Here is a 3,443-nt window from a genome sequence, read left to right as displayed (position 1 = left end):
AACTTACGCCACGTCCGCCAACCCCATCCCATGCCGCCGGTGAATAAGACGGGCTAAGGAGGATCTGGGCTTCGTCGTAGTGACGAAGGAACGAAGATGAAGCCCAGATCCTCCAATGTAAAATCGCCCGCCAAGGCCCCAGCAGAGCGGGTAGTGAAGGACATCCGCCGACAGACCCGGCGCCACTTTTCGGCCGAGGACAAGATCCGCATCGTGCTGGATGGCCTGCGCGGGGAAGACAGCATCGCCGAGCTATGCCGCAAGGAAGGCATTGCCCAGAGCCTGTATTACACCTGGTCGAAGGAGTTCATGGAAGCTGGCAAGCGCCGCCTGGCCGGCGACACCGCCCGTGCCGCGACCACCGGAGAGGTCCAGGACCTGCGCCGCGAAACCCGGGCCCTGAAGGAATGCGTGGCCGATCTGACACTGGAAAACCGTCTGCTCAAAAAAAGCATGATCGCGGATGGGGGCAACGACGAATGAGGTATCCCGCATCCGAGAAGCTCGAGATCATCAGAACCGTCGAGCAGTCGCACCTGTCGGCCAAGCGCACGCTGGACCAACTCGGCATCCCTCGTCGGACATTCTACCGCTGGTATGATCGCTACCTCGAAGGCGGGCCGGAGGCGTTGGAAGATCGGCCATCGGCGCCGAGCCGGGTGTGGAACCGCATCCCGGCGGGCATCCACGACCAGATCATCGAGCTGGCGCTGGAACAGTCTGAGCTGAGCCCCCGGGAACTGGCCGTGCGCTTCACCGATGGGCAGCGCTACTTCGTGTCGGAATCCACGGTTTACCGCCTGTTGAAGGCCCGCGACCTGATCACCAGCCCGGCCTATGTCGTGATCAAGGCTGCCGATCAGTTCCACACGAAAACCACGCGGCCGAACGAGATGTGGCAGACCGACTTCACCTACTTCAAGATCATCGGGTGGGGCTGGATGTATCTGTCGACCGTGCTCGACGACTTCTCGCGCTACATCATCGCCTGGAAGCTGTGCACCAACATGCGAGCCGAGGACGTCACCGACACGCTGGACCTCGCCCTGGCGGCTTCTGGTTGCGACAGCGCCACGGTGCTGCACAAACCCCGGCTACTCAGCGATAATGGCCCCAGCTACATCGCGGGTGAGCTGGCGGAATACATCGAGGCCCGGAAGATGAGCCATGTCCGCGGCGCCCCGTGTCATCCCCAAACCCAGGGCAAGATCGAGCGCTGGCACCAGACCCTGAAAAACCGCATCTTGCTGGAAAACTACTTCCTGCCCGGCGACCTCGAAGCTCACATCGAGGCCTTCGTCGAGCACTACAATCACCAGCGATACCACGAGAGCCTGGCCAATGTGACGCCTGCCGACGCCTACTTCGGCAGGGCTCCGGCAATCATCAAACTGCGCGAAAGGATCAAGCGACAGACCATCGAACATCGGCGCTTGCAGCACCGCAAGTTCGCCGCCTAACATCAACCCCCTGACGAGGTCCGCACTCCGCTAATCTACGCCGCGAGTTGTGCCGAATGTTCTGACGACGGACAGTCACCGGGCGTGCAGACGATCTCGCCTATGCCGATGGACCGCACCGGAGAACCCGGTCAGGGTCTCGAGAATGTCGGCCACAAGGTTCTCGTCTACAAGGATCTCATGGCGCTGGAGCGCAATCCTGACGTGCGTGCTCCGGACCGCAGTCTCGATATTCATCTCACCGGCAACATGGAGCGGTTCATGTGGTCGTTCGACGGCGAGAAGATGTCGGACGTGCATGACCCGATCCCCTTCATCGAGGGTGAGAGGGTTCGGATCAATTTGATCAATGACAGCATGATGGGCCACCCGATCCACATTCATGGTCACTTTTTTGAACTGGTCACGGGTCATGGCGATCATGCCCCGCGAAAGCACACGGTCATTGTACAACCCGGTGGCAAGGTCACATGGGATTTTACCGCTGATGCGGTCGGCGACTGGGCGTTCCACTGCCATCTTCTCTACCATATGCACGCCGGGATGATGCGCGTCGTGAGTGTCCGTCCGAAAGGAGAGGCGGCATGAAGCGTACTTTGACGGCATTATTTGCCGGCTCGGCGATGGTCCTCGCCATGCCGGCGATCGCACAAGGTCAATCGATGCAGGGCATGGATCATTCCAATATGCCCGGCATGGCGATGCCGGCGAAGAAAACCGCTCCCGCCAAGCCCGCCAAAAGGCCGACGCCGAAGAAGCCGGTCCCTAAGAAGGCAGCGCCGAAGAAAGCGGCCCCTGCAAAGCCGGCGGCCAGCCATGATATGGAAGGCATGGATCATTCGGCCATGCCTGGAATGGCGATGCCCCAAAACGCTCCGGCGGAGGATAAGGGCACGCCAGCAATGGATCACAGCTCGATGCCCGGCATGGATATGTCAGCAGACCATGCCGGCCACGACATGGGCAAGATGCAGGGCATGGAAATGACCGGAACCGCCCTTCCGCCAGGAAATGCCCCGGCTCCCAGGCCGGCGGTGGATCACTATGCCGACAGGCAGTTCCCGTCCGCCGAGATGGAACGATCTCGGATGGAGATGATGCACGAGCAGGGCGGGCAAGCTTTCTATCAGGTGATGTTCAATCTTGCCGAAGTGCAAGTGCGACAAGGCCGCGACGCCTATCGCTGGGATGGAGAGGCCTGGTTCGGAGGGGACATCAACCGCCTGACGATCAAGTCCGAAGGGGAGGGCGTCTTCAGGCAGGGCGTCGAAAGCGCCGAGGTTCAGGCGCTCTACAGCCGGGCGATCGGTCCCTATTTCAATTTGCAGGCGGGTATTCGCCATGATATTCAGCCATCGCCGTCCCGGACCTATGCCACCATCGGTTTCGAGGGGCTTGCGCCTTACTGGTTCGAGGTGGAGGGAGCAGTCTTCCTTTCGGACAAAGGCGACGTCCTCGGCCGCCTCGAAGGCTATTACGACCAGAGACTGACCCAACGGCTCGTTCTCCAACCTCGCGTCGAATTCAATCTTGCCGCGCAGGACGTTCCTCAAAACCGGATAGGTTCCGGTCTCGTCGATGCAGAGTTGGGGCTACGCCTGCGATATGAGATCACCCGGCAGTTCGCGCCCTATGTCGGGGTTTCCTATGAAGCCAAGACGGGGCGGACAGCGGACTATGCGCGTGCCGATGGCGAAGATCCAACGACGACGAGCCTCGTGGCAGGTGTGCGCATATGGTTCTGACCCAAATGCGGCGTTGCGTTCGCACTCCGCGGCGAGGCCGGGCGAGGGCGCTGAATTAGAGAGATATGATAACTGATGGTCTCGATCTCGCTTGTAGATCAATGACGACGACCGCGGGATCATGTTGAGCATGAAAGAGTTGGACTAATGCGCGCTGAGGCGCGCCAATTCGGGGGAAGGGCGGCATAGGTGTAATAGGGAGACGGTAAATGGAAGACAAAAAGGGCGGCATGGGCAT

2 protein-coding genes and 1 pseudogene are annotated in these 3,443 nt (G+C 60.4%); all 3 read left to right on the top strand.

Features of this window, described 5'->3' with window-relative positions; all coding sequences use genetic code 11:
• Positions 1–96: 96 nt before the first annotated feature.
• The 3 genes and pseudogenes from IL54_RS07575 (at position 97) to IL54_RS07565 (ending at position 3,205) form a co-directional block, all read left to right on the top strand.
• Positions 97–1,460, top strand: a protein-coding gene (locus IL54_RS07575) for an IS3 family transposase (protein ID WP_409592734.1) whose coding sequence is annotated in 2 segments (ribosomal slippage) — positions 97–444 and positions 447–1,460 — 1,362 coding nt in all. Because the reading frame shifts where the segments join, the coding sequence is not laid out codon by codon here.
• Positions 1,461–1,532: 72 nt separating this feature from the next.
• Positions 1,533–2,048, top strand: a pseudogene (locus IL54_RS07570) (multicopper oxidase domain-containing protein); the annotation flags it as partial.
• Entirely contained in the window at positions 2,045–3,205 is a 1,161-nt protein-coding gene (locus IL54_RS07565; RefSeq protein WP_037474442.1) for a copper resistance protein B, read from the top strand. The pseudogene IL54_RS07570 and the gene IL54_RS07565, both read left to right, overlap by 4 nt.
• The last annotated feature ends 238 nt before the right edge of the window (positions 3,206–3,443 follow it).

The sequence above is a fragment of the Sphingobium sp. ba1 genome, from assembly GCF_000743655.1.
In the GTDB taxonomy this organism is placed as follows: Bacteria; Pseudomonadota; Alphaproteobacteria; order Sphingomonadales; family Sphingomonadaceae; genus Sphingobium.
The sequence above is the reverse complement of the archived record's forward strand: the minus strand, read 5'-3'. Positions and strand labels throughout refer to the sequence as shown.